Genomic DNA, 22,420 nt, shown 5'->3' with positions numbered 1-22,420 from the left:
TGCGGAGGTGGCGCGGCGGGTTTGTTGATCCACCGCAATTCGATCGCATGGATTAAATCGACCGCTGGCATCACCAAAATCGATACCAGCGGCCGATCCCTCATTTGCGGAACAGCAGGGTCAACAGGAACCAGATGGTGCGCGCATCGAGCAGCCTGAGCGCGGCGCGTGCTTCTGCCGGGGTCAGCTTGGCCACCATCGGCATGGCCCCGAAGATCTTGCCGCGAATGACCAGGGCATTGCCGTCGCGCTCGATCTTGCGCACGGTCATCAGTTCCTTGTCGCTGGCGTCGAGCACCCGCATCTGCGGCGGCTTCTTGGCGGCGTTCACTGCAGCATTCATTGCACGTCCCTCCCGCAAACCTTGTCGTAATCGATCCCCATGTCGTCCATCATCTGGATCGCCGTGGCGCGGCCGGCACCGAACACGCCGCCGCCCGGATGCATGAACGGCCCCACCAGATAGAGGCTTTCGATGCCCGGCACCCGGAAAGAGCCGAGATCGGGCGTGGGCCGGTGCGCCACCGACTGGTACATGAACGGAGCGCAGCCGTGGATGTCTCCCTTGACGAAGCTGGCCGGGCTGTCGCGCTCGTGATCGATCGGCGAACGGATCAGGCGACCCGTGATGTTGTCATCCGTCAGGTTGGAATAGAACTTGCGATATTGCGCCAGGGCCGCATCGGCGACTTCTTCCTTGCGCGCGTCCCAGGCGGCCGGGCCGCCATCGAACAAGTCATAGGGCGCAAAGTTGACGCCATAGAACACCCCTGCCCCGGCAGGCGCCCGGCTGGGATCGAAAATGGTGTTGTCGCCCCCGGCGATGAGGCGCGGCGCGGTCAAACCCCGGCGCAATTTGTCGTATTCCAGCAGCATGTCGCGGATGGTGTAGAAATCCATCAGCTCGGTCATCATCGCGTTGGTGTCGTTGCCAACCTTGAGCTTGAGCCGCTCCTTGAGCGTGAGATGCGTGAGATTGATCGAGAAGGTCGACTGCGTCACCCGCTCGGCGCGCTCAAGCACGGGTTCGGGGGTTTCCGCCACGAACTTGCGCAGCACATGCGGGTGGATCGCACCGATCACCCCGTCGCGCGCCATGAAAGTCTCGCCCTCGCTGGTTTCCAGGCCCACCGCCTTGCCCGAAGAGACCAGCACGCGCTTCACTTCCACGCTGCAGCGCACTTCGCCACCGAAATGCTCGATCGCGCGCACCAAGGCCTTGGAGAGCTGGCCCGATCCACCCTTGGGCATCGAACAGCCATAGGTGTGGATGATGCCCGGCATCAGGAACGCGCCCATCCCGGTGCCCAGTTCATCGGGCATCTGCAGGTTCTCGGTGACCATGCGCACGATGTGCAGGCGCAATAGGTCGCTTTCGAAATACTGGTTGACCACGTCGAGCGCGCTGCGGCTCATCACATCGAGCAGGAAGCGCCCTTCGTCGGACTGGTCCATCATCGCCACGAACGCGCCCATCGGGAACGGCGGGGCATAAAGGCCGCCCATGAACATGGGCAGGGCTGCCATGCTGGCGCGGGCAAACTTGCGATAGGCCTCGGCATCGCGCGGGCTGAAGCTGGCGATTTCCTCGCAGGTGCGATCAAGATCCTTCCACGACCTCACGATCGTGCCATCTTCCCAGATCGAGGCGTGCGGCAGTTCGGGATAGATGTATTCAAGGCCGAACCGGCCGAGCAGGCCCAGTTCGTCTTCGCGCAGCATCGGATTGCCCTGGATCATGATGTGCACGTTGGAGTGCTCGTCATGCCAGAAGCCGGGCTGGATCAACTCACGCGTGGAAACGCCGCCGCCAAAGTGCGGCTTCCTTTCCAGCACCAGCACTTTCTTGCCGGCCTTGGCCATGTAGGCTGCGGCGGTAAGGCCATTGTGCCCGCCGCCCATCACCACGATGTCGTATTGGCTCATGCGTGTTCTCCCGAAAAGAAGGCGCGGAAACCGGCCAGGCCGGGCACGTGGCTGGCGCCACCACCATCGGCCACCAGCACCTGTCCCGTGATGTTGCGCGCCGCATCGCTCGCCAGGAACGCCACCGCCTCGGCGATGTCTTCCGGCGCGCCCAGGCGGTCACGCAGGGTTTCGTCTTCCACCACCTTGCGCAGCGCCGGGGGAAAGGCTTCGCGCAATGCCGGCGTCATCGTCATGCCCGGCGCCACCGCGTTGCAACGCACCCCGTGCACGCCATGGCTGGCGGCAATCGCGCGCGTCATCTGGATGATCGCGGCCTTGCTGCTGGAATAGGCGGCCTGGATCATGTGGCCCTGCAACGCCAGGTTGCTGACGGTGTTGACGATATTCCCGCGCGTGGCGCGCAGGTGGGGCAGCGCGGCGCGGCAGCCGATCATCGTGCCACGCACGTTGACGGCAAAGGTGCGGTCCCACAGCGCCGTGGCCATGTGCTCCACGTCGCCGTCGTTTTGCGCAATATCGGGGCCGAGCAGTGCAGCATTGTTGTGCAGCACGTCGATCCGGCCGAATGCTTTCACGGTGTCGGCGATCATCGCCTCCACGCTGTCCTCGCGTTCCAGATCGAGGTGGATCGCCAGCGCGCCATCGATCGCATCGGCCAGTTCGCGCGCGCGATCAAAGGCGATGTCGGCAATAGCCACGCGGGCGCCGCGGGCGGTGAGCAGGCGGGCCGTCGCTGCGCCAATGCCGCCGGCCCCGCCGGTGACGATCGCAACCTTGCCGTCCATGCGGATTGCATCCACAGACACGTGTTCTCTCCCCTTGTATCGTCGTGTTGGGGATGGTCTTAATCGTCATGCATCAAACCGGAAGAAGGCACATTTTTGTGCCCGTCCCGGCATGAAGGGCCGGCCATGGGACGCGATCTTGAGGTGACAGTGGAAACCGCCCGTTTTCCCGCCGCGTTGCGCCCCGGCCTGATCGCCCTGGCAGCCGACATGGCCGCCCACGGCACGCAGCGATCCGATCCCACGCGCGCGGTCATGGCCATGATGGGCGATCGCTGGACCGCACTTATCCTGCAAGTGCTGATGATCGGCACCTGGCGCCATGCCGACTTGCGCCGTGCGCTTTCGCAACTATCGGCCGAGCAGGCGATTTCACAGCGCGTGCTCACGCTCAAGCTACGCGCGCTGGAACGCGATGGCTTTGTGGAGCGCCACGTCACGGCCGACGTGCCACCGCGCGTGTCCTATGCGCTCACGCCGCTGGGTCACGATCTCGCCGGCCAGGTGCGCGCCTTGATCGACTGGGTCAATGCGCGCGGCCCCGCCATCGCGGCCGCGCGCGCCGCGTTCGACACGCGCGACGAGGATTGAGGCGACCGCCGCGCCTGCGTGAACGCCTGCCCTTGCCGCTCAGGCGTTTGGCTTGCTCGCCAGGTGGCCGTGCTTCTGCTGGAATTCCATGGCCATTTCATCGCGGCGCAATTCGGCGATCGGCACCACGTTGCTGCTGTCGCACTGTTCGCCGTCGTTGGCGAAAGCAGCCAGTTGCTCCACCACCCAGCGCAACGGGCGGTCGTTGTTGTTGGAAATGTGCCATTGGACCGCTTCGCGGATGGTCGGCATGTCGAAAGGCAGTTCGCGCATCACCAGCGGCTGGGTCTTGACCATCTGGCGCGCCAGGCGGCGGTGCATCGTTGCCACGCGGCGGGTTCCCACCACCAGCCCAGGCAACGAAAGGAAGCACGGCGCGATCACTTCGATCCGCCGCTGCGTCTTTTGCCGCCGCACGAACCAGTCATCGAACGCCGGCGTGCGCGTCTTGCCAAAGCGCGCGGTGACATGGCCCAGTTCGAAATAGCGCTCGCGCGTCATCTCGCCGTGCAGGGCCGGATTTGCCGCGTCGCCCACCACCACATAATCGTCTTCGAACAACAACTGGCTGGGATGATCGGCGCTGATCGCCAGGTCGATGGTCAGAAGCAGGTCAATCTGCCCGCGCTCCAGCACGTCGACCGGATTGTCTCCCATCGGCTGGATTTCAAAGCGCATGCCCGGCGCCCGCTCGGCCAGTTCGGCCAAAGCCCCCGCCAGCAGCACTTGCGTCGAATAGTCCGAAGCCATGATCCGCACTTGCCGATCCGACGTTGCCGGATCGAATGGCGGGGCAATGGCAATGGTCGTGCGGATCTGGTCGAGCACGGCGCGCACCGGCTCGATCAGCTCCTCCGCCCGCGCGGTCAGGACCATGGAGCGGCCCTTCATCACCAGCAGTTCGTCACCGAAATACTCACGCAGGCGGCCCAGAGCGCTCGACGTGGCCGATTGCGACAGGCACAGCCGGTCGGCCGCCAGGCTCACGCTCTTTTCCTGCATCAGCACGTCAAGCGCCGCCAGCAGATTGAGATCCAGTCGTTGGAAACGCATGGCTTGTTCCTCTTCCCGGCGTTGGCGGCCCGTTTTCTTGTTGTGTCAGGCCAGTGTCGCCAACGCGCTTTCCACCAGTCTAGCAATATCACCGTCATGGGCAAAGCCTGCCCGCTCTGCCGCAGGCGTTTCCAGCGGCGGCTGTGCCCCGAACGCCGCTTCCAGCGCAGCATCGGGCGCATAGCTGACCAGATCGGCGCGAACGCCGCATTGCCGCGCCACTTCGGCGGCCAGATCGCCCATCGTCACCCGCAATGCCGGCAATGTCACGGCATAAGTGGGCGGCAGCAGCGCGGTATCGAGCGCCAGGGCGTGCAGGAAATTGTCGGCACAGGCCGCCACCGATTGCGCCCAGATGGTCGCGCCGGCCGAAACCGGGCAGACGAACTCTTCGCCGGCCTTGAGCGCATGGAACAGGTTGGACATGAAGGCACTTTTCATGCCCGATGGCCCCTTGGGCCGCGCCAGGATACCGGGCAGCCGCACCGTCACGCCCTCGATCGCGCCACGGTTGGCAAACAGCGCGACGGCATGCTCCATCATCGCCTTGTGCGCGCCATAGATCATCTTGGGGCTGAGCGGCGTGGCATCGTCCACCCGCGCGGGCAGCGGATCGCCGTAGACCGCGATCGAGCTGGCATAGACAAAGCGCGGCCGGCCCAACGCGGTCGCTTCCAGCAGAAGATCGTACATGGCATCGATGTTGATCCGCCGCGAGGCGGCCGGATCGGCTTCCGCCGCACCGCCCGGCACCGTGGCCAGGTGAATGATCGCGCTCACCCCCTCGCCCAGCGCCGCTGCACGCACCGCCGCATCGCCCAGGTCACCCGCCACCACCCGCGCGCCGTCGGGAATGCCGTCGGGCACGGTGTCCATGGCCACCACGCCCCGTCCCTGTGCCAGCAAGCGCGCAACGATTTCGCGGCCAACGAAGCCACCGGCACCGGTGATGAGAATGGTCATGGAATGGCAACTCCTCGTGCGGAAGGATAACGCGGTCAAACGGATAACGGTAGACGGGCGCCGTGGGCCAGTGTGGCCCCCGGCGCCCGGAAATGCGATGCAGCCTTGCGGATCAGAAGTTCGCCGAAAACCGCACGCCATAGGTGCGCGGCGCGCCATAGTGCGAAACGGCCATGCCGATCGGCGAAAGCTGCGGCATTGCCACCCGGCGCTTGTTCTCCAGATTGCTGACAAAGCCGCCGAGCGACCAGCCGCCATCGGCCTTGCGCAGGGTAAGCGCGAGGTCGGTGGTCCAATAGGCGCGAATGTGCTCGAAATCGAGGTATTCGAACGCGCCCCACTGGTCGGCACGCCAGGCGGTGTTGACGTTGCCCACCAGTTCCAGTTCCTGGCCCACCGGCACCACCTGCTCGGCGCCCAGGTTCACCGTCCACTTGGGCGCAAACAGCAGCGGCTTGCCCGAGCAGTTGAAATCCTTGACCGGCGCGCCACCGGCCGAAGCCCCCGTATAGGTATAAGGGCAACCGATGTTGTCGCGCGGGGCGGCGGTATAGAGGTGCAGATCGTTGTACTTGGCATCGAGGTATTGCACCTTGCCGGTCAGCGTGGTGCCGGCAAACGGGCGCACCATGGCGTCGATGTCAAAACCCTTGATGGTCGAACGGCCGGCATTCTCGTTGGAATTGATCACCGTGCCCGACGTATCATAGGTGAAATAGGTGATCTGCTGGTCCTTGTACTTCCACAGGAAGCCTTCCAGGTTCAGCTGGACGCGATTGTCGAAAAAGCGGTTCTTGGAACCGATGGTATAGGCCGTGATGAATTCCGGCTTGTAGCTGGGGCGCCCCTCGGCCAGCTGGAACCCGCCGGCGCGATAGCCGCTTTCGGCCGAAGCATAGAGCAGCGAGCGCGGCCCCACGTCGAATTCCACCGCGCCCTTCCACGTCACGCGCGAATAGCTGCCCTGCGCCACCACCGGATTGTAGGTCTTGAGGATCTGCCCCTTGCCGGTGGTCAGGTCGAACAGTTGCACGTTCGCCTGGTCGGTGGCGCTGGACGAGATCCAGCCGTTGGACTTGAGCCAGTCGATCGTCGCCCCGGTGCTGAGCAGGTTGGGGTAGCGCGGCAAGGCGCTGGGGCTGGCGCAGCCATAGGCGAACGAAGCTGGCGGCGTGATCAGTTCGGGCGCCACGCCATCGGGGGCACCGCCGCAGAACGTGATGAAATTGTTGATCATCCCGTTCATGTCCTTGTGGTCGTGCGTATAGCGCGCACCACCCACCAGGCGCAGCCGGTCGGTCACATGGGCGGTCAACTGGCCGAACAGAGCCCAGCTCGTGGTCTTGTGCGTGTATGACTGGATCGGTAGCACGAATTCCTGGTTGTACTCGCTGACCGACTTGATCTTTTCGTCAAAGAAGAACCCGCCCAGCACATAGTCCACCATGCCCTTGCTTCCCGACAGGCGGGTTTCCAGGCTGAACTGGTTGTCGGTTTCATTGGCATAGGCAGTGTTGAACGCGGGGCCATAGAAATAGCTTTCCCCGCTGGATTTGCGATAGGCCGGAATGATCGTCAGCTTGCCCAGGCCGGTGTTCCAGTTCAGCTCTGCATTCACCCCCCAATAGGTGAAGTCGATCGACTGCTGCCGGTTCATCGCGTTCAGGAAGCCGAAGCCCGGCGCCGCCAGCTGCTGCTGGCGCCAGGCATTGGCGGCCTTGGTGTTGAGGCCTTCGCTGGTATCAAACCCGGCGGGGATGAAATTGTAGCTGGGATCGAACGAGCCGACATAGCTGCTGCCCGTGCCGACGCCGCCCACCTTGGTCCAGTCCGCGCCCAGGCGCAGGCTGAAATCCGAACTCGGTTCGAACAGCAGTTGCGCACGCACCCCGCTGCGATCCAGATCGTCCGAACCATCGCGGTTATAGCCCTTGTGGTATTGGCGGGTGCCGGCCACGCGCAGCGCCGTGCTGTCGCCCAGCGCCAGGTTGACGTGGCCATCGACGTTGACCGCGTCGTAATTGCCATAAGACAGGTTGAAGCCCATCCCGTTCTTGCCCAGTTCCGGGCGCGCCGGGATGATGTTGACGGCACCGCCCGTGGCGTTGCGGCCATAGAGAATGCCCTGCGGCCCCTTGAGCACTTCGACCCGCTGGAGATCGTAGAACGCGGCCGAGAATGCGCCCGCCGCACGGCCCAGCACCACGCCGTCATAGCTGGGCGTGACGGCCGGATCGTTGTACGAGCTGTTGGTCACGTTGCCCACGCCGCGCAGGAAGATCGAGGTGTTCGATCCGCCGCCATTGGTCACGCTGATGGCTGGAACCTGCTTGGTGATGTCCTGGGCGTTGGTCACGCCGCGTTGCATCAGGTCGTTGCCGGAAACGGCATCGATCGCGATCGCCGCCTTCTGGATGCTTTCCGACTTGCGCTGTGCCGTCACCACGATCTCGCCCAGGCCGGTATCGCCGCTCGCGGCGCCCTGCGTGGCTTGCTGGGGTGCCACCGGCTGCGCTGCGTCCTGTGCCCGTGCCGCTGTTGCAGCCACGGCCAGAGCCAGAACGGAAACCGAAAAGCCGGCGCATGCGCGCATCTTTGTCATGTACAAGTCCTCCCCGGAGCATTTCCGCGCATCTTTGGCGCGGCAAACCTCATGGGGCGTCACGTAAGGCAATCATGCCGGCCCGTCTTACCGATTGTGTGGATGGGCGCCTATCCATGCTTCGGATTTGCGTCCTTCGCGCTGCGCTCTAGCCATGGCGGCATGGAACGGGAGAACATCACCGGCGTCACCAAGACGCTGATCGTTGGCGGCGGCATCGGCGGCATGGCCGCAGCCATCGCCTTGGCAGAACGCGGCGTGTCGGTCGAACTGATCGACCTGGACCCGCAATGGCGCGTCTATGGCGCGGGCATCACCATTACCGGGCCAACCTTGCGGGCCTATCGCCGCCTGGGGTTGCTCGACCAGATCAAGGCGCAGGGCGCAATCACCAACAAGACCCGGCTGTTCCGCTTTGACGGCGCGCATATCAAGGACCTGGACGAGCCGGTGATCGAGGAAGGCCTGCCTGCCACCGGGGGCATCATGCGCCCGGTGCTGCACAAGATCATGCAGGGCCGCGTGCGCGAACTGGCCATCCCGGTGCGCCTGGGCCTGACGGTCAGCAACCTCACGGAAAGCGGCGATAGCGTGGATGTCACGTTTTCCGACGGCAGTGCCGGGCGTTATGACCTGGTGGTGGGCGCTGACAGCGTTTTCTCGCACATGCGCACCCTGGCATTCCCCCACATGGCGCCCGCCCTGCCCACCGGCCAGGGCTGCTGGCGCATCTCGATGCGCAAGCCGCCCACGCTCGACATGGGCGAATTCTACCTCGGGCACGAAAACCCCTGCGGCATCACGCCGTGCAGCCCCGACAGCATCTACATGTGGATGCTCACCGCGCATGAAGAGCGCGAAACCTTCCGTACCGAGCAGGAACTGTTCGACGATCTCAAGGCCCTGCTGGCCGATTTCGGCGGCCATGCCGGCTGGATTCGCGATACGATGACCCCGGCGGACTGGATCAACTATCGCCCGCTTGCCGCCGCGCTCCAGCCGCGCCCGTGGTACACCGGTCGCGTGGTCCTGCTCGGCGATGCCGTCCACGCCACCACTCCGCATCTCGCCTCTGGCGCGGGCATGGCGGTGGAAAGCGGCATCGTCCTGGCCGAGGAACTCGCCCGCGCCGGGGCAGACGTGGCTGCCGGCCTGCATGCCTATCAGGAACGCCGCTATCCGCGCTGCCAGGACGTGATCGATAGCTCGATCGCGGTGGGCCGCCTGCAACTTGCCCATGGCAGCCCGGCCGAGCATGCCCATATCCTGGAAGGCGCGCTCGACCGGCTCAACCAGCCGTTCTGAACCGCCCAACGCCGCTCGTAGCGCCAGCCTTGGCCGTTGCCGCCCGCGCGGTTTGCGGCCAAGAACGGCGCCATGACGCTTACCATCACCCACGCCGCCCACCCCACCGACGCGCAGCGCGAAGCCATCCTTGCCCCCTTGCGCGCCTATAACCTGCGCGAAGGGGGCGACCCCGGCCTCGTCCCGGTCGCGCTGCTGCTGACCGATGCCGATGGCGCCGAACTGGGCGGCCTGTGGGGCAAGATCGCCTACGACTGGCTGTTCATCGAACTCCTCGCCGTGCCCGCAAGCCATCGCGGCCAGGGCCATGGCGAAGCCCTGATGGCGCGGGCCGAAGCCCTTGCCCGCACGCACGGGTGCGCCGGCATCTGGCTCGATACCTATGCGTTCCAGGCACGCGGCTTTTACGAAAAGCTCGGCTTTGCCGTGTTCGGCACCCTGGCAGACCACCCGCGCGGGCAAAGCCGCTTTTTCCTGCAGAAACCGCTGGCACCCCTTGCTGCCTGAGCGCGTGATGCAAAACGCACGCGGTGGGCCGGTCTGGGTTTGGCGCCTGCCCACTGGGGCAAGACGGCTCGACCCGCGCGACCAGGGCCGGTAACGCAGCCGGCATGCTGCATGTCGTCCATCATCCCGGCTATGTCGTGCATGCCGATCGGCCTGGCACCTTTGCGCACGACAAATACGCGCTGGTGATGCAGGCACTGCACGCAAGCGGCACGCCGATGACGGTCCACGCGCCCGAGATCATGCCGCCCGCCTGGCTCGAAGCGGTGCACGATCCGGCCTATGTCCAGGAAGTGCTGGCCTGCGCCGTCCCGCCCGAAAAGCAGCGCCGCATCGGCTTCCCCATCGATCCGCCGATCGCGCGCCGGTCGCAGCTGTCGCCCGGTGGCACCTGGCTGGCGGCCAAGCTGGCCTTGCGCCACGGCTATGCCGCCAACAGCGCTGGCGGCAGCCACCATGCCCTGGCCGAGAGCGGCGCGGGATATTGCGTGTTCAACGATCTGGCCGTGGCCGCCAACCGGCTGATCGCGGAAGGCGACGTGGCGCGCGTCCTGATTCTCGATCTCGACGTGCACCAGGGCGATGGCACCGCCACGCTCACCGCCGGGCGCCAGGACATCTTTACCCTCTCGCTCCACGCCGAAAAGAACTTCCCCACCCGCAAGGCGCGCTCCTCGCTCGACGTGGCCCTGCCCGACCAGACCGGCGACGCTGACTATCTCGAAGCCCTGAACAGCGCCCTCGTGCCGGTGCTCGATGATTTTGCCCCCGACCTCATCCTGCTCCAGGGGGGCGTCGATGCCCATGCGGACGACCGCCTGGGCCGCCTTGCCCTCACCGACGAAGGCCTTGCCGCGCGCGATCGCTTCGTCGCCTCGCAAGCCTGGCGACGCGGCATCCCCCTCGCCAGCACGCTGGGCGGCGGTTACGGCGCAGACCGCCAGGCCGTGGCCCGCCGCCACGCCCGCACGATTCTCACTCTGGGTGCCCTGATTGGCTGAACCCGCCAGCGGTTGCCGCCGCTGTGCTCCGGCTCGAACTTCCAATCCTGCCTGTGACCCATCAACAAAAAACCCGGCCTCTACGAGACCGGGCATTTTGTTGGTGCGCCCGACGGGATTACGGGGCTTGCAGCCCCGTGGCCTCCGCTGCGCTCCGGCTCGAACTTCTAATCCTGCCTGTGACCCATCAACAAAAAACCCGGCCTCTACGAGACCGGGCATTTTGTTGGTGCGCCCGACGGGATTCGAACCCATGGCCCCCAGATTAGGAATCTGGTGCTCTATCCTGCTGAGCTACGGGCGCCCGCGCCTCTCTTAAGGGCGTGGTGGCGGCAAGGCAATGTGCGTTTGGCCCGGTTCAGTTGACTTCGCCAGGCGGCGCCACCGGGATCAGCAGCGGCGCGATGGCAATGCCTTCGTCCAGCAAATCGCGCGCTTCCTCGGGCGTTGCCTGGCCATGGATGGGGGCAACATCCTTGTCGCCATAATGCATGGCGCGGGCATCCTGGGCGAACGAATCGCCCACCCAGGTCGAACTCTTGATCGCCTCGGCCTGGGCCAGCGCGACGGCGCGCAGCATGGCCACTGCTTCGGGCGGCAATGGGGGTGGTGTGGCCGGCGCGCTCTTTGGTGCCGCTGCCCCGCCCGGCGCAGCGCTCTGCGCGGGCGCGGCCGTAGGCATGGCGGGCGCCTGATTGCCCTTGCGCCCCACGGCCGGGGCCATCACTGCCTTGACCACGTCGTCGCTGCCGCACACCGGGCAGGTAACCAGCCCCCGTTCCTGCTGCTGTGCATAGTCGCGGGACGAGGCGAACCATCCTTCGAAGCGGTGCTGGCCGCCGGTGCATTGCAGATCGAAGACAATCATGACACGTGCGATATGGGCACGGGCCGCTTGTTGGCAAGGCTCGGCAGTTGCTGCCGCACGGCCGCGGTGCGCGCCGGATCGATTTCGGCAAAGCCCAGGCCGGCGTCGGCCCCCATGTCGAGCACCACATCACCCCACGGATCGACCACCAGGCTGTGGCCATAGGTTTCGCGCCCGTCTTCATGCCGGCCGGTCTGCGCAGCGGAAATGACGAAAGCGCTCGCTTCCACAGCGCGGGCGCGCTGCATCAGGTGCCAGTGCGCCTTGCCCGTGGGCACGGTAAACGCGGCGGGAATCGCGATACAATCGCAGCCCGCCTGGCCCAGTGCCTCGAACAGAGCGGGAAAACGGATATCGTAACAGATCGCCAGGCCCAGCCGCCCCACCGGCGTTGCCACCGTCACCACGGCTTCGCCCGGTCGATAGGCGGCCGATTCGCGCCAGCTTTCGCCCGTGGCGAGGTCCACGTCGAACATGTGCATCTTGTCGTACCGCGCGGCGATGTCACCTGCCGCGTCGATCACGAAAGCGCGGTTGGCCGATCGCCCATCACCCGAAGCGCTGGCGGCGCCATCGGGCTTCACCGCCAGCGAGCCAAGGTGCACCCAGATACCATGGCGTGCCGCCGCCTCGCGCGCGGCAGCAAGCACGGGGTTGGCCTCTTCGGCCACGATATGCGGCGCGGCGCGCGCGCGATCGCGATCGATCAGGCCGGCCATCTCGGGCGTAAACAGCATCGCCGCCCCCTCCCCCGCCGCGCGCGCCACGGCATCGGCGATGGTGGCGGCATTGGCCAGCGGGTCGATCCCGCTGGTCATCTGCAACAGGGCGACTTTTACCGCTTCGCTCATGCGAGGCCGAGCAGCGCGTCGAGCTTGCCGGCGCGATCGAGGGCGTGGATATCGTCGGAACCGCCCAGCGCCTGGTCGTTGACGAAGACCTGCGGCACCGTGGCGGCGCCGGGCGCGCGCTCCAGCATTTCGGCGCGCTTCGGGCCACCCATGGTCACGTCATGCTCTTCATAGGCAACGCCCTTGGCGTCGAGCAGGGCCTTGGCACGCACGCAATAGGGGCAGCCCCACTTGGTGTAGATTTCGACCTTGGGGGTTGGGCTCTGGCTCATGCTCGCTCCGCTTGAAATGGTGAAATGGGGGCCTTGAAATGCGCGACGCAGCCCACACATGGTTGTTCGTGAGGCGCGCCGCAAGCCGGGCGCATCACTTTCAACCCGCTCCAGCGCCGGAGTTTCCCGGGCCGGGGCACGTGCAGATTGCTCGACAAGAGGATATTGCCATGAACCGTTTCGATTTCACCCCCTATCGCCGCACCACCGTGGGCTTCGATCGCCTGTTCGACCTGCTCGAACGCCAGGCCCGCGCCAATGCCGGTGACAACTATCCGCCCTTCAATATCGAGCGCCAGGGCGACGATGCCTATCGCATCACGCTGGCCGTCGCCGGGTTCAAGCCGGAGGAACTCGATATCACCGCGCAGCAGAACCTGCTGGTGGTCAAGGGCAGCAAGGCCGATCTGGCCGACAAGCAGTACCTGCATCTTGGCATCGCCAACCGCAGCTTCGAACGCCGCTTCGAACTCGCCGATTTCGTGCGGGTGAGCGCGGCCGACCTTGCCGATGGCCTCCTGACCATCGACCTGGTGCGCGAAGTGCCCGAAGCGATGAAGCCCAAGAAGGTGCTGATCGGCAACCAGAAGGCGCTTTCGGTGGTGGACGGCGGCGACGCCAGCGCGGCCGCCTGATCCACTGAGAGCCTGACACACGAAGGGGCGCTGGCCATATGCGGCCAGCGCCCCTTTTTCATGCGTTGAAACCCTGAAACGAGGCCAGGATCAAACCAGCCGTGCCTGCTTCACCGCCGCCGCGATGAAGCCCTTGAACAGCGGGTGCGGATCGAACGGGCGGCTCTTCAGTTCGGGATGGAACTGCACGCCGATGAAGAACGGATGGTCCGGCCGCTCGACGATTTCGGGCAGCAGTCCATCGGGCGACATGCCGGAAAAGCGCAGGCCGCCCTGCTCCAGCGCATCGCGATAGGCGACGTTCACTTCATAACGGTGGCGGTGGCGCTCGCTGATCGTGGTGGCATCATAGATGCTCGATACGTGGCTGTTGCCGGCCAGGTGCGCTTCATAGGCGCCCAGCCGCATCGTGCCGCCCAGGTCGCCGCCAGCCTCGCGCTTTTCCAGGCCTTCGGCGGTCATCCATTCGGTGATGATGCCCACCACCGGCTCCTTGGTCGGGCCGAATTCGGTGGACGAAGCCTCGGCAATCCCGGCCGTGTTGCGCGCACCTTCGATGCAGGCCATCTGCATGCCCAGGCAAATGCCGAAGAACGGCACGCCTCGCTCACGGGCAAAGCGCACGCTGGCGATCTTGCCTTCCGAGCCGCGCTCGCCAAAGCCGCCGGGCACGAGGATGCCGTGCATCGGCTCAAGATGGGCGGCGATCTCGCTGTCTTCGCGCTCGAACAGTTCGGCGTCGATCCAGCGCACGTTGACCTTGACGCGGTTGGCCATGCCGCCATGCGCCAGTGCTTCGTTGAGCGACTTGTAAGCGTCCTGCAGGCCGACATACTTGCCGACCACGCCGATGGTCACTTCGCCTTCCGGGTTCTGGTAGCGGTCGACGATATCGTCCCACACCGCCAGGTTCGGTTCGGGCGCGGTCATGCCAAAGTGGCGCAGCACTTCCGCGTCCAGCCCCTCGGCATGGTACTGCAAGGGCACGGCATAGATGCTGCTGGCGTCGAGCGCGGGGATCACCGCCGATTTGCGCACGTTGCAGAACTGCGCGATCTTGGCGCGCTCGCCCTCAGGCAGCGGCTTTTCGCAGCGGCACAGCAGGATGTCGGGCTGGATGCCAAGGCCAGTCAGCTCGCGCACGGAGTGCTGCGTGGGCTTGGTCTTCAGCTCGCCCGCCGCCGCGATATAGGGCACCAGCGTGACGTGGACGAAGCAGGTCTGGTCACGGTCCAGCTCGTTGTGCAGCTGGCGCAGCGCCTCGATGAATGGCAGGCCTTCGATGTCGCCCACCGTACCGCCGATTTCGCACAGCACGAAATCGAGGTCTTCGGTCTCGGTCTGGGCGAAGTCCTTGATCGCGTCGGTCACGTGCGGGATTACCTGCACGGTTGCGCCCAGGTAATCGCCGCGGCGCTCCTTGGCGATGATGTCGCGATAGATGCGGCCCGAGGTGATGTTGTCGGCCTGGCGGGCCGAAACCCCGGTAAAGCGCTCGTAGTGCCCAAGGTCGAGGTCGGTCTCGGCGCCATCGTCGGTCACGAAGACTTCGCCGTGCTGATAGGGGCTCATCGTGCCCGGATCGACGTTGAGATAAGGGTCGAACTTGCGGATCCGCACCCGATAGCCACGAGCCTGGAGCAACGCCGCGAGGCTTGCCGCCATGAGACCTTTGCCGAGCGAGGAGACCACGCCGCCGGTGATAAAAATGTACCGCGCCATGGGAGTTGGGCCTTAGCGTCAGAAGGGACAGGAGCGCAAGCGGAACCGACGCCGAATGGCATGGCAATCCACAAGCGCGAGACGAACCGTGGCCGTCCCCGTGCCACCTGCGGGCGCGGGGACCGTCACGAAATGGGTGCGCAAAAACAAAACCGGCGCCCCCGCCTGTGCGGCGGGAACGCCTGGCTTCATGCTTGCACGGTGTTACTGCTTGGCGGCGCCGCCCAAAGGATCGGCCGGTGCAGCCGGAACCGCCGCCGCCGAAGGATCAGCGGCCGGGGCCGCGGGCTGCTGTGCCCCACCTTGCTGGCTTTGCCCGGCCAGCGGATCGGCCGTGCGCTGCAACGAGGTGTCGAGGCTGCGCGTGCCACCGGTGTTCACCGCCATGGCCGCCAGCACGATGCTCAGCCCCACGAACAGCGCGGCGAGAATCGAGGTCATGCGGGTCAGGAAATCAGCCGCGCCACGGGCCGACATGAAGCCGGCCGGGCTGCCGCCCACGCCAAGGCCGCCGCCTTCGGACTTCTGGATGAGAATCACGCCGACCAGCGCTGCTGCGACAAGCGCCTGGATGACGGTGAGGAAGATAAAGAGCGACATGAGGTTCCGCCTGAAACTGTTGCGGCGCACTTAGGGCGCGCCGGCCCCTTGCGCAAGGGGCCGATTTCCCGACTCTCAGCCCTCGCCCGCGCCGGCGGCTGCCACGATCGGCAGAAAGGCATCGGCAGTCAGGCTTGCGCCGCCCACCAGGGCGCCGCCCACTTCGGGCGCAGCCAGGAGCGCCGCGGCGTTCCCGGCGTTGACCGAACCGCCATACAGGATACGCGGGCGGCTGCCGGCCTCGCCATAGGCCGCCACCAGGCGCGCCCGCACGGCCGCGTGCATCGCCACCACGTCTTCCACGTCGGCCACGCGGCCGGTGCCGATCGCCCAGACGGGTTCATAGGCGACGGCGAGCTTGCCGGCATTGGCCGCTTCCAGCGCGGCGTCGCCCGTCGGCAGCGAGCCATCGACTTGCCCGGCAACCACGGCCTCGGCCCGGCCGCTGTCGCGTTCTTCCAGGGTTTCGCCCACGCAGATGATCACGCCCAGCCCGGCGGCCAGGGCGGCATCGGCCTTGGCACGCACCAGGGCATCGCTTTCGCCATGGTCGCGGCGGCGCTCGCTATGGCCCAGAATCACGAAGTCGGCGCCGATATCGGCCAGCATCGCGGCCGAAACGTCACCAGTGTGGGCCCCCTTGGCCTGGGTATGGCAATCCTGGCCGCCCACGCCGATGCCGGTCACCGCTTCGCGCAGCAGGCCGATCAGCGGAAAGGGCGGGGCCAGCGCGATATCCACCTGGGGATGGCGCGCCGCGGCCCGGTCGATTGCGCGGGCCTCGGCCATCATGGCCCGGCTTCCGTTCATCTTCCAGTTCCCGACGATGTATGGTCGTTGTGCCATGGCAGGCCTTGTCCCTCGTGCTGTTTGCCCCGTGACCGGGTGCTGGCAATCCGCCCCTGCCGGCACGGCACCTGCCGGCCGGCGGATTGCAGAATCCCGATTCCTTGCAATCCCCTTGCCTGCAATTGGCCCGCCAGCGCAAGGCCCGCGCGATGAAGTGCCGTGCGCCGGGCAGGCCAAACGCCCCGCCCCGGCACCCGCCACAGGCATTGCGGGATCGGCGCAAGCCTCCTAAGGCAGGCCAACCAAGATATATGGCGGATTTGATCGCATCCCATGCTCTCGCTGTTTCGTAAACTGATCCATTCCCGCATCGGCGCGCTTTTCGCCCTGGTGTTCATCGGTCTCCTTGCCCTGGCCTTTGCCGGCGCCGACGTGACCGGCCTTCGCGTCGGCCAGACCGGCGGCGGCGAAGCGGCGGCCACTGTCGGCCGCAGCCAGGTGGCCGTGGCAGAGCTGGAAAAGACCATCACCACTGCCTTCGATCAGGAACGGGAGCAGAACCCGACGCTGACGATGAAGCAGTTCCTCGCCCAGGGCGTGCTCAATGATGCGCTCACCGGCCTGGCCGACCGCGCCGCGCTGCAGGAATGGGCCGCGCGCTCTGGCATGGGTGTCTCCGACCGCCTGGTCGACAGCGAAATCGCCAAGCAGCCCGCGTTCCAGGGCCCGGATGGCAAGTTCAGCGATGCGGTCTATCGCGCGTTCCTGGCCCAGCGCGGCTTGACCGACGCGGCCGTGCGCAAGTCGATCACGCAAAGCCTGATCGTGCGCCAGGTGCTCTCGCCGGTTTCCGTCGGCACGGCGCTGCCCGCTTCGGCCACCGCGCGCTATGCGGCCATGCTCAAGGAAAAGCGCGACGGCGACATCGCCTTCCTGCCCAGCCTGGCCTTTGCGAGCAAGGACAAGCCTTCGGATGACGTGCTGGCCGGCTATTACAAGGCCAACGCCGCGCGCTACCAGCAGCCCGAACGCCGCACCGTGCGCTATGCCGTGATCGACGAAGCCACGCTGGCCAATGTGCCCGCCCCCAGCGACGCGGATATCGCCGCCCGCTACAAGGCCAAGGCCGATAGTTATGCGCCCAGCGAGACGCGCACCGTGACCCAGGTCGTCGTGCCGACCCAGGCCGCCGCGCAGGCGCTTGCCGCGCAAGTGGCCGGTGGCACCAGCATCGAGGCCGCCGCCCGTGCCCAGGGCCTTGCCGCCAGCAAGATCGCCGATCTTACGCGTGACAAGCTGGCTGGGCAGACGTCTGCCGCCGTGGCCGATGCCGTGTTTGCCGCGGCCCAGGGCAAAGTCGCCACCCCGGCAAAGAGCGGCCTTGGCTGGCACGTGATCCGCGTCGATGCCGTGGTCAAGAAGCCCGGCAAGACGCTGGAGCAGGCCCGGTCCGAAATCGTGGCGGATCTGACGGTGGAAAAGCGCCACGCCGCGCTGCTCGACCTGTCGACCCGCCTGGAAGAAGAATTCGAAAACCACACCGGCCTCGCCGACGTGGCCAAGGCCCAGGGGCTGACGCTGGCCACCACGCCCGCGCTGACCGCCGATGGCACCGTGTTCGGCCAAGCAGGGCAAAAGGCACCCGCCGATGTCGCCGCACTGCTCCAGGGTGCCTTTGCCATGGAACACGAAGGCGAAGGCCAGGTAACCCCGCTGGCCGACGGCAAGCGCATCGCGATCTATGACGTTGGCCAGATCACCCCGGCATCCCCTGCTCCGCTGGCGCAGATCAAGGACCAGGTCGCGCGTGATTTCGCCACCGAACAGGGCGTGGCCAAGGCCAAGGAAGCGTCGACCAAGGTGCTTGATGCCATGGCCAAGGGTGCTTCGCTGGCCGATGCGCTCAAGGCCCTGGGCGTGACGCTGCCCCCGGCCCAGCCGGTGAGCATCACCCGCGAACAGCTGGCCGCCATGCAGCAGAGCGGACGCCAGCTGCCGCCGCCGCTGGTGCTGCTCTTCGCCATGTCCAAGGGCACGTCCAAGCCGCTCGAAGCACCGAACAAGGCCGGCTTCTATGTCATCGCGCTCAAGAACGTGACGCCCGGCACGATCCCGGCCGGCGATCCCTTCCTGGGCCAGGCGGGCAAGCAGTTCGGCCTCGACATGGGCCGCGAGCTCGCCGAGGAACTGCGCCTCGCGATCCGCAAGAGCGTGGGCGTTTCCCGCAATGAAACCGCGCTGCGTGCGCTCAATGCCAAGCTTGTCGGTGCCCAGTAAGACCATGACCCAGACCTTGTCGCGTCCCGCGCCGCCCACCGGCGCCCAGCCCGAAAACAGCGCGGAGGCCCTCGCCGCGCTGGCGGCCGGAAAGCCGGCGCTGGTCTGGCGCAAGCTGATTGCCGACAGCGAAACCCCGGTGAGCGCCGCGCGCAAGCTGTTCGTGCCCGAACGCGGCGATTTCCTGCTGGAATCGGTGCAAGGTGGCGAAGTGCGCGGGCGCTACAGCCTGGTCGGGCTCGATCCCGACCTGGTGTTCCGCGCCACTGGTCCCGCGGCCGAGGTCAACATCACGTGGCAGACCGACCGCGAGGCCTTTGCCGCGCTGCCCGGCAACAGCCTTGCAGAACTGCGCGCGCTGGTAGAACGCTGCCGGATCGACGTGCCGGAAGGCCTGCCGCCCACGCTCGCCTGCCTGGTGGGCTATTTCGGCTATGAAACCATCGGCCTGGTGGAAAAATTGCCGCGTGCCGAACAAAGCGCGCTCGAATTGCCCGACATGCTGTTCGTCCGCCCCACCGTGCTGCTGGTGTTCGACCGGCTGACCGACGAATTGACCGCCGTGGCACCGGTCTGGGCCGGTGAAGGCACGCCCGAGGTGGTGCTGGCCCGCGCGGCCGACCGGATTGATGCCGCGCTTGCCCGCCTGCACGGCCCGCTGCCGGCCGATCCGCGCCTGCCTGAGCCGGTCGATCTGGTGCGCGAACCGCAGATGGCACCCGAACGCTATGGCCAGATGGTCGCCCGCGCGCGTGACTACATCACCGCCGGCGATATCTTCCAGGTCGTGCTGGCGCAGCGCTTCACCGCGCCGTTCCCCCTCCCGCCAATGGCGCTCTATCGCGCGCTGCGCCGGATCAATCCCTCGCCGTTCCTCTATTTCCTCGATCTGCCCGGCTTTTCCCTGATCGGGTCGAGCCCGGAAATCCTGGTGCGCATCCGCGACGGGGAAGTGACGATCCGCCCGATCGCCGGCACTCGCCCGCGCGGCGCCACCCCGGCCGAAGACCGCGCCAACGAGGAAAGCCTGCTGGCCGATCCCAAGGAACGCGCCGAACACCTGATGCTGCTCGACCTCGGCCGCAACGACGTGGGCCGCGTGGCCGCCGCCGGCACGGTGAAAGTCACCGAAAGCTACACCATCGAACGCTACAGCCACGTGATGCACATCGTTTCCAACGTGATCGGCCAGCTCGACACGAGCCGCGCCGACTCGGTCGATGCCCTGCTCGCCGGCTTCCCCGCCGGCACCGTCAGCGGCGCGCCCAAGGTGCGTGCCTGCGAGATCATTGCCGAACTCGAACCCGAAACGCGCGGCGCCTATGCCGGCGGCGTCGGCTATTTCGCGCCCGATGGCTCGGTCGATAGCTGCATCGTGCTGCGCACCGCCGTGCTCAAGGAAGGCGTGATGCACGTCCAGGCCGGGGCCGGCATCGTGGCCGACAGCGACCCCGCCGCCGAACAACGCGAATGCGAGCACAAGTCCGGCGCCCTCTTCGCCGCCGCCCGGGAAGCCATCCGCGTCGCGGCCGAACCGGCGTTTGGGCAGTGAGCAACGAAGTCACCATCACGATGACTTACGCGGATTATCTCGCGGCCAATCGGCTCAGAGCGAAAAGCAGATGGACTGTTGCTGCCAGCCTGCGCTTTATCCTGCCGGTCGGCGCTGTCTATCTGGCGATCATTTTTCTGACGTCAGAATACCCCGCGTTTTCGTGGACGAAGTTGCTGGATGACGCGATAATCGCCTTCGCTGCCGCAACAGGCGCATACGCAGGTCTTCTCCTCTCGGTGTTGTTGCTCCTTCCGCGCACGGCCAAAAAGCTCTATGCGCAACAGCCATCGGCAAGTTCGCCATACCAGTTCAGCTTCGACAGCGAGGGTTTGCACTCGGTCGGCCCGTTCGAAACCGCCAACCTGCCCTGGTCCCACATCAGCGGTTGGTTGGAAAACGATCGGCTGCTCCTGCTGTGCAAGACCAGGCTGACCTTTTTCTGCCTGCCAAAGGCCCAGCTCGGCGAAGCCAATTTGGCCGCTCTCAAGCAATGTCTCAACCTAGCCGGCGTGAAACAGGGGTTGTAGAAGACCGATCATGATCCTCGTCATCGACAATTACGACAGCTTCACCTGGAACCTGGTCCACTACCTGATGGAACTGGGCGCCGAGGTTAACGTGGTCCGCAACGATGCGCTCACCGCCGCCGAAGCGCTGGCCAGCGGCGCCAAGGGCTTCCTGCTCTCGCCCGGCCCCTGCACCCCCAACGAAGCGGGCGTCAGCCTCGATCTGGTCGGTGCGGCGGCGCAGGCGGGCGTCCCGCTGCTCGGCGTGTGCCTGGGCCACCAGTCCATCGGACAGCATTTCGGCGGCAAGGTCGTGCGCGGCGGGCTGATGCACGGCAAGACCTCGCCCGTCACCCACGATGGCACCGGCGTCTTCACTGGCCTGCCCTCGCCGTTCACCGCCACGCGCTATCACTCACTCGTGGTGGAACAGGTGCCCGAATGCCTGGTAGTAAATGCCCGCTCGGATGATGGCCACACCATGGGTTTCCGCCATGCCAGCCTGCCGATCCACGGCGTGCAGTTCCATCCCGAAAGCATCGCCACCGAACATGGTCATGCGCTGATCGCCAATTTCCTGGCGCTGTGCGGGGTGAACGTGCGGATGCCGGCATGAACCTGCTGCCGCAGGTGGCGGAAACCCCGCTGCCGCAGGACGAAGCCGAAGCTGCCTTCGCCGCCATTCTCGACGGCAAGGTGCCAGACGAGGAAACCATCGCTTTCCTCGTCGCGCTATCCGATCGTGGCGAAAGTGCCAGCGAGATTGCCGGCGCCGCCCAGGCCATGCGCGCGCGCATGATCGGCGTTGCCGCACCGGAAAACGCCATCGACGTCTGCGGCACCGGCGGCGACGGACACCACACGCTCAACGTCTCCACCGCCGTCAGCCTCGTCGTCGCGGCCTGCGGCGTGCCGGTGGCCAAGCACGGCAACCGCGCCGCCAGTTCCAAGGCGGGCGCGGCCGATACGCTGGAAGCGCTGGGCCTCAATCTCGATCGCGCGGTGGAAACGGCGGAAGAGACGCTGGCCGACCTGGGCATCTGCTTCCTCTTCGCCGGCAAGCATCACCCCGCCATGGGGCGGATCATGCCGATCCGCCGCGCCATCGGCCGCCGCACGATCTTCAATCTGATGGGCCCGCTGGCCAATCCCGCCGGCGTGCAGCGCCAGCTCGTCGGCATCGCGCGCCCGGCCTATGTGCCGATCTATGCCGATGCCCTGGCGCGCCTGGGCACGGCGCGCTCGTTCGTCGTCTCGGGTGACGAAGGGCTGGACGAACTGAGCCTGGCCGGCGGCAACGAAGTGGCCGATGTGCATGGCGAAGCGATCCTCATGCACCGGGTCGCGCCGGCCGACGCCGGCCTTGCCGTTGCGCCCGTCGACGCCATTCGCGGCGGCGACGCGGCCTACAACGCCGCCGCGCTCCAGGCCCTGCTCGATGGCCAGCACGGAGCCTATCGCGATGCCGTGCTGTTCAACGCCGCGGCCGCGCTGATCGTGGCGGGCGAAGTGACCGACTGGCACGAAGGCGTGGAAGAAGCCGCCGAAACCATCGACAAGGGCCTGGCCCTTGCCCTGCTGCGTTGCTGGATCGACGCGCTGAAGTAAG

Annotated in this window: 22 protein-coding genes and 1 tRNA gene; 10 read left to right on the top strand and 13 right to left on the bottom strand. The window is 66.2% G+C overall.

What is annotated here, in order from left to right; translation table 11 throughout:
- Positions 1 to 100: 100 nt before the first annotated feature.
- The 3 genes from FHT19_RS06015 to FHT19_RS06005 are packed head-to-tail and all read right to left on the bottom strand — an operon-like array spanning position 101 to position 2,735.
- Complete coding sequence (locus tag FHT19_RS06015) at positions 101 to 343, bottom strand: hypothetical protein (protein WP_246865893.1); 243 nt, start codon at positions 341 to 343, stop codon at positions 101 to 103.
- The gene (locus tag FHT19_RS06010) at positions 340 to 1,926 is read right to left on the bottom strand and encodes an NAD(P)/FAD-dependent oxidoreductase (RefSeq protein ID WP_169474281.1); all 1,587 of its coding nucleotides are present in this window, start codon (positions 1,924 to 1,926) and stop codon (positions 340 to 342) included. The genes FHT19_RS06015 and FHT19_RS06010 overlap by 4 nt, the downstream gene beginning before the upstream one ends.
- Positions 1,923 to 2,735 carry an SDR family oxidoreductase gene (locus FHT19_RS06005; RefSeq protein ID WP_169474280.1) on the bottom strand — a complete coding sequence of 271 codons (813 nt, stop codon included), beginning with the start codon at positions 2,733 to 2,735 and terminating at the stop codon, positions 1,923 to 1,925. Before FHT19_RS06005 ends, FHT19_RS06010 begins: the two co-directional genes overlap by 4 nt.
- Positions 2,736 to 2,840: 105 nt before the next feature.
- Between FHT19_RS06005 and FHT19_RS06000 the strand changes: the two genes are divergently transcribed.
- Positions 2,841 to 3,305 carry a helix-turn-helix domain-containing protein gene (locus FHT19_RS06000; protein ID WP_169474279.1) on the top strand — a complete coding sequence of 155 codons (465 nt, stop codon included), beginning with the start codon at positions 2,841 to 2,843 and terminating at the stop codon, positions 3,303 to 3,305.
- A gap of 39 nt (positions 3,306 to 3,344) precedes the next feature.
- Here FHT19_RS06000 and FHT19_RS05995 read toward each other — a convergent pair whose 3' ends face one another.
- The 3 genes from FHT19_RS05995 to FHT19_RS05985 form a co-directional block, all read right to left on the bottom strand.
- On the bottom strand, positions 3,345 to 4,358 hold the full coding sequence (locus FHT19_RS05995) for a LysR family transcriptional regulator (protein ID WP_168554692.1): 1,014 nt from the start codon (positions 4,356 to 4,358) through the stop codon (positions 3,345 to 3,347).
- Positions 4,359 to 4,403: 45 nt separating this feature from the next.
- Positions 4,404 to 5,321 carry an NAD-dependent epimerase/dehydratase family protein gene (locus FHT19_RS05990; RefSeq protein ID WP_169474278.1) on the bottom strand — a complete coding sequence of 306 codons (918 nt, stop codon included), beginning with the start codon at positions 5,319 to 5,321 and terminating at the stop codon, positions 4,404 to 4,406.
- 112 nt (positions 5,322 to 5,433) lie between these two features.
- The gene (locus FHT19_RS05985) at positions 5,434 to 7,923 is read right to left on the bottom strand and encodes a TonB-dependent receptor (protein ID WP_248290286.1); all 2,490 of its coding nucleotides are present in this window, start codon (positions 7,921 to 7,923) and stop codon (positions 5,434 to 5,436) included.
- 162 nt (positions 7,924 to 8,085) lie between these two features.
- On the opposite strand from FHT19_RS05985, the gene FHT19_RS05980 reads away from it, so the two are divergent.
- From FHT19_RS05980 to FHT19_RS05970, 3 genes are all read left to right on the top strand, one after another.
- Positions 8,086 to 9,228 carry an FAD-dependent monooxygenase gene (locus FHT19_RS05980; protein ID WP_248290285.1) on the top strand — a complete coding sequence of 381 codons (1,143 nt, stop codon included), beginning with the start codon at positions 8,086 to 8,088 and terminating at the stop codon, positions 9,226 to 9,228.
- A 72-nt stretch (positions 9,229 to 9,300) separates the two neighbouring features.
- Positions 9,301 to 9,735: a GNAT family N-acetyltransferase gene (locus FHT19_RS05975; protein ID WP_168554689.1), complete on the top strand. Its 435-nt coding sequence runs from the start codon at positions 9,301 to 9,303 to the stop codon at positions 9,733 to 9,735.
- Between the two features lie 104 nt (positions 9,736 to 9,839).
- Positions 9,840 to 10,736 carry a histone deacetylase gene (locus tag FHT19_RS05970; RefSeq protein WP_169474276.1) on the top strand — a complete coding sequence of 299 codons (897 nt, stop codon included), beginning with the start codon at positions 9,840 to 9,842 and terminating at the stop codon, positions 10,734 to 10,736.
- Between the two features lie 227 nt (positions 10,737 to 10,963).
- Here FHT19_RS05970 and FHT19_RS05965 read toward each other — a convergent pair.
- From FHT19_RS05965 to grxC, 4 genes are all read right to left on the bottom strand, one after another.
- Positions 10,964 to 11,040: transfer RNA gene (locus FHT19_RS05965), tRNA-Arg, on the bottom strand.
- A gap of 54 nt (positions 11,041 to 11,094) precedes the next feature.
- Positions 11,095 to 11,604 (bottom strand): DUF1178 family protein, encoded by a 510-nt coding sequence (locus tag FHT19_RS05960; protein ID WP_169474275.1) that lies wholly within the window; start codon positions 11,602 to 11,604, stop codon positions 11,095 to 11,097.
- Positions 11,601 to 12,455, bottom strand: a complete 855-nt coding sequence (locus tag FHT19_RS05955) for a carbon-nitrogen hydrolase family protein (RefSeq protein ID WP_169474274.1) — start codon at positions 12,453 to 12,455, stop codon at positions 11,601 to 11,603. Before FHT19_RS05955 ends, FHT19_RS05960 begins: the two co-directional genes overlap by 4 nt.
- Positions 12,452 to 12,727 carry a glutaredoxin 3 gene (gene grxC, locus FHT19_RS05950; RefSeq protein ID WP_179504576.1) on the bottom strand — a complete coding sequence of 92 codons (276 nt, stop codon included), beginning with the start codon at positions 12,725 to 12,727 and terminating at the stop codon, positions 12,452 to 12,454. Before grxC ends, FHT19_RS05955 begins: the two co-directional genes overlap by 4 nt.
- Positions 12,728 to 12,897: 170 nt before the next feature.
- On the opposite strand from grxC, the gene FHT19_RS05945 reads away from it, so the two are divergent.
- Positions 12,898 to 13,362, top strand: coding sequence for an Hsp20 family protein (locus tag FHT19_RS05945; protein WP_168554684.1), 465 nt, complete (start codon positions 12,898 to 12,900; stop codon positions 13,360 to 13,362).
- Positions 13,363 to 13,452: 90 nt separating this feature from the next.
- Here FHT19_RS05945 and FHT19_RS05940 read toward each other — a convergent pair whose 3' ends face one another.
- The 3 genes from FHT19_RS05940 to tpiA all read right to left on the bottom strand — a co-directional run bounded on the left by FHT19_RS05940 (position 13,453) and on the right by tpiA (position 16,530).
- Positions 13,453 to 15,084, bottom strand: coding sequence for a CTP synthase (locus FHT19_RS05940; RefSeq protein WP_168554683.1), 1,632 nt, complete (start codon positions 15,082 to 15,084; stop codon positions 13,453 to 13,455).
- A 204-nt stretch (positions 15,085 to 15,288) separates the two neighbouring features.
- Positions 15,289 to 15,684 (bottom strand): preprotein translocase subunit SecG, encoded by a 396-nt coding sequence (secG, locus tag FHT19_RS05935; RefSeq protein ID WP_169474273.1) that lies wholly within the window; start codon positions 15,682 to 15,684, stop codon positions 15,289 to 15,291.
- Between the two features lie 75 nt (positions 15,685 to 15,759).
- Complete coding sequence (tpiA, locus tag FHT19_RS05930) at positions 15,760 to 16,530, bottom strand: triose-phosphate isomerase (RefSeq protein ID WP_168554681.1); 771 nt, start codon at positions 16,528 to 16,530, stop codon at positions 15,760 to 15,762.
- 276 nt (positions 16,531 to 16,806) lie between these two features.
- Here tpiA and FHT19_RS05925 point away from each other — a divergent pair, with 276 nt between their 5' ends.
- The 5 genes from FHT19_RS05925 to trpD are packed head-to-tail and all read left to right on the top strand — an operon-like array spanning position 16,807 to position 22,419.
- Positions 16,807 to 18,750, top strand: a complete 1,944-nt coding sequence (locus FHT19_RS05925; RefSeq protein ID WP_168554680.1) for a peptidylprolyl isomerase — start codon at positions 16,807 to 16,809, stop codon at positions 18,748 to 18,750.
- A 4-nt stretch (positions 18,751 to 18,754) separates the two neighbouring features.
- Positions 18,755 to 20,302: an anthranilate synthase component I gene (gene trpE, locus FHT19_RS05920; protein WP_169474272.1), complete on the top strand. Its 1,548-nt coding sequence runs from the start codon at positions 18,755 to 18,757 to the stop codon at positions 20,300 to 20,302.
- Positions 20,299 to 20,832: a YcxB family protein gene (locus FHT19_RS05915; protein ID WP_169474271.1), complete on the top strand. Its 534-nt coding sequence runs from the start codon at positions 20,299 to 20,301 to the stop codon at positions 20,830 to 20,832. Before trpE ends, FHT19_RS05915 begins: the two co-directional genes overlap by 4 nt.
- A 10-nt stretch (positions 20,833 to 20,842) precedes the next feature.
- Positions 20,843 to 21,427 carry an aminodeoxychorismate/anthranilate synthase component II gene (locus tag FHT19_RS05910; RefSeq protein ID WP_169474270.1) on the top strand — a complete coding sequence of 195 codons (585 nt, stop codon included), beginning with the start codon at positions 20,843 to 20,845 and terminating at the stop codon, positions 21,425 to 21,427.
- Entirely contained in the window at positions 21,424 to 22,419 is a 996-nt protein-coding gene (gene trpD / locus FHT19_RS05905) for an anthranilate phosphoribosyltransferase (RefSeq protein WP_169474269.1), read from the top strand. The genes FHT19_RS05910 and trpD overlap by 4 nt, the downstream gene beginning before the upstream one ends.
- Position 22,420 lies beyond the last annotated feature (1 nt).

Origin of the sequence: Novosphingobium sp. SG919, from assembly GCF_012932495.1 — a bacterium.
Taxonomy (GTDB): Bacteria; Pseudomonadota; Alphaproteobacteria; order Sphingomonadales; family Sphingomonadaceae; genus Novosphingobium; species Novosphingobium rhizosphaerae.
Note: the sequence above shows the minus strand (reverse complement) of the source record. Positions and strands in the feature narration are given on the sequence as shown.